General features: G+C 38.5%; 1 protein-coding gene. It reads right to left on the bottom strand.

The features are described from left to right. The coding region (locus DBR11_RS26260) for a TonB-dependent receptor domain-containing protein (RefSeq protein ID WP_108555530.1) at positions 1–3,325 on the bottom strand (3,325 nt) is incomplete at its 3' end. Positions 3,326–3,518 lie beyond the last annotated feature (193 nt).

Here is a 3,518-nt window from a genome sequence, read left to right as displayed (position 1 = left end):
GCATGTAATAAGTAGAAGCGATAGTTTGAGTTACACCGAAGCTGTCTCTAACGATATCACCGTTTGAAGTAGCCATTCTGAAGGTTGGCTGAGGGCCTTTACCGTCTGTGGTTAATGAAGAAACGTTTGCTGGAGTTAAAATACCCATGTTTCTTACATATTTCATAGCACCCCAGTTTTTATTCAGCAGGTTACCAAAGTTGAACACATCCATTGTAAATTGGAAAGAGTTCTTTTTACCACCTACATTTCTGAATACTTCCTGAACCAGTTTAAAATCTACCTGGTTTCTCCAAGGTAATTTCGCACCATTACGTTCTGCATATTCACCTCTGTGTTTGCTCAGGTAAGGGTCATTATTGATGAAGTTATCAAAAATAGCTGCCTGCTCTTCCGGGCTGTAGGTTTTAACTACTGTATTACCGTTTTTAATGTCTAAAGGTAAGAACTTAATATCTGAAGCATTCTTAGGAATATAGATCAGGTCATTGGTTTGTCCGTCACGGTTAAAGTCAGAAGAATAGTAATAAGAATAAGTTCCCTGAACACCACCTTCATAGAACAGGCTAATGGTTGTTGCTAAGTTTTTAAGGTATTCTTTACGATAAGATACAGAAGCAATAACACGGTCAGGAATCACGTTGCTGGTTGCACTTAAACTAGGAACGTTTGAGTTTCCTGTACTGTTGTAAGGATAAGACCATAAGTTTAAGATCTGGTCTCCACCGCCATCACCGTAGTTTTTAGCTCCACTTTTTGTGTACGCCGCAGTTAAGCTTAAGCCTTGAGAGAATTGTTTATTTAACTGAACACTTGCAGACCAGTAATGACCACCTTTAACATTATCCATCACAATAGCATTAAAACTTTGTGCCTGGTTAGCTACTTTGGTTACTTGTCCGTTTTTATCAATACTGTTTACTTGTCTGTCGATCAAGGCGTTTGGATAGATCAGTCTGTTATCAGCATAACCACCAGAAACAGCTAAAGCAGTTGGATTGTTTAAGTTCGCATTTCTTGCAACAACTGCATAAAGATCTTTTTGATAAATTCCTTCTACAGTTCCTACGATTCCAAATGGCATTTTAAAGTCAACGGCTAAACTTGATTTCCAGGTTTGCGGGAACCTTAAGTTAGGTGCCATTGCACTGATGTTACTTGGAATAGAAGTACCGGCAGCTGGTTTGTTTGCAGGAATGTTTGCTGTTGGATTAGGATTGAAATAAGGTGCATCATTACCCGAATAAGTTTGGGTAAACTGAAGTAAACCAGCATCACCAGATTGAGCAACAATCCATACAAATGGAATTCTTCCGGTAAAGATACCAGAACCTCCGCGAAGTTGTACGGAACGGTCACCATTAATATCCCAGTTAAATCCGAATCTTGGAGAAAAAGTAGTACGTGCCTGAGGCAAGTTACCTGTATTGATTTTTTCACCGTTGGCAAAAGTCAAAGCAGCAACCATAGGATGTGTTTTGATTTCACTTACATCTGGAAAAGTTGCTCTTTCAATCCTAACACCACCGGTTAATTTTAAACGACTGGTTACTGTAAACTCGTCTTGCAGATAAGCAGAGTACTGAGCGAATTTAAAACTTGGATAAGCTTGAGATCCGTCGGCAGTAAGAGGATAAGTAAGGGCATAGTTCACAGGTCTTGCTCCATTTACGAAATCATCCCAGCTGTTGAAGGTATAGAATCCGGTTCCGAAACGTTGGAATCCGTTTTTAGTGGTACTGAATTCAGCTTGTACACCTAAGGTTACGTTATGTTTACCAAGGGCCATAGAGAAATCATCACTGTAAGTGAAAGTTTTAACATCTCTTAGATTACCATAAGTAAAGGGCTCGTAACCAAAACTGGTTAAAGGACTTCCTACTGACCCTGTAGCTTTGTTATCTAAAATATCTACAAAAGGGAATAATGAACTGTTAGAACTTCTTGGGTCATTCTGATGAGAATAGGTAGCCCTTAAAGAGTTGGTAAACTTACTTCCAAAGTTAGAGGTCAACTCGGCAGCTCCTGAATACAGGTTCTGATCCTGGAAGTAATTTGAATTAGAAAATGGCAAAGCAAAATTGCTTGTACGGTTATTGGTATAATTGATGTTACTACCGCTGGTTGAAGTACTCACGCTAAACGGAGATCTGCTTTCTACCTGGTTGTAACGAATATTAAAGTGATGGTCTTTAGAGATATTCCAGTCTAAACGAGCCAATAACTTAGTGTTATTTGTCTTGTTGTCATATCCTTGATAGTCTCCCGGATCATAGTTGTATTTACTGATCAGGTAACTTTTCACTGTATTCATGAAATCTTCAGTAGGTCTTGCTACATAAGAAGGCGTATTAGCACCACCATAAGGTAATGCAGCAGTAGAAGCAATATTAGCGGTACCTGGAGAAATTTGTTTACTCCACTCTGCATTAACAAAGAAGAATAATTTGTTTCTAACAATTGGACCACCTAAACTGAAACCATATTGTTTCTGATCAAATTTCTGTGGATTTGTAATGGTATAATCGCCAACTTTCGTTCCTTGTTGATCATCATTACGCATCAAATAAAATGCTGTACCTGAGAAATCATTTGTACCTGAACGGGTAACTGCATTGATTGCACCACCAGTAAATCCGGATTGTCTTACGTCATAAGGTGTAACGTTTACGGAAATCTGCTCCAATGCATCAAGAGAAATCGGAGAACCACCAGCAGGAACGTTTGCGCCAATACCAAACTGGTTGTTAAAGTTAGCTCCATCTACTGTAAAGTTGTTGGAACGTGAGCTTCCACCAGCAAGCGATCCATTTGGACCACCACCCTGAGGAGTTAAGCGGGTAATGTCGTTCACACTTCTTGTGATCGTTGGTAAATTCTGAATCTGGGCTCTTGTTACTACGGTTGAAGTTCCGTTTTTGTTAGAATTCAGAATAGAATTACGTTGGGTACCTACAATAGTTACCTCATTAAGGTTAGAGGCATTGTCTGAAAGAAGTACGTTTAAAACAAAAGGTTCACCTAATTTTAAGTAAACATTTTCGATTTTTTGTGGCTTATATCCCACAAAACTAACTTCGATCACATAGGGACCACCTACACGCATGTTACCGATCGTAAAACGACCATCATTGTTTGTTGTTACGCCATAAGTAGTTCCTGTTGGCGTGTGTGTAGCCTTAACACTTGCACCAGGCATAGGACCTTTGGAGTCCTTAATTGTACCTGTCGCTGATGAAGTGGTTACTTGCGCCTGGGCCACAGTAAACACACCAACAAATGCAAAGACAATTACTACGATTTTAAATAGTAAAGATTTGTTCATACTTTTTAGATGAGTGAATAATTTTTGTTCTGATACTGAATAACATATCTGCAGCAAAGATAAATATTCGTTGACCACAGATTTTAATATTCAATGTTAAATAATCATTAACAATTTAGGTATTTTTCAACAATTAACATAAATTTTAGTTTACCTAAACGGCAGATTAACAGAAATTTGTTGTTACGTACCA

This window comes from Pedobacter sp. HMWF019 (genome assembly GCF_003061025.1).
GTDB lineage: Bacteria > Bacteroidota > Bacteroidia > Sphingobacteriales > Sphingobacteriaceae > Pedobacter.
The sequence above is the reverse complement of the archived record's forward strand: the minus strand, read 5'-3'. Positions and strand labels throughout refer to the sequence as shown.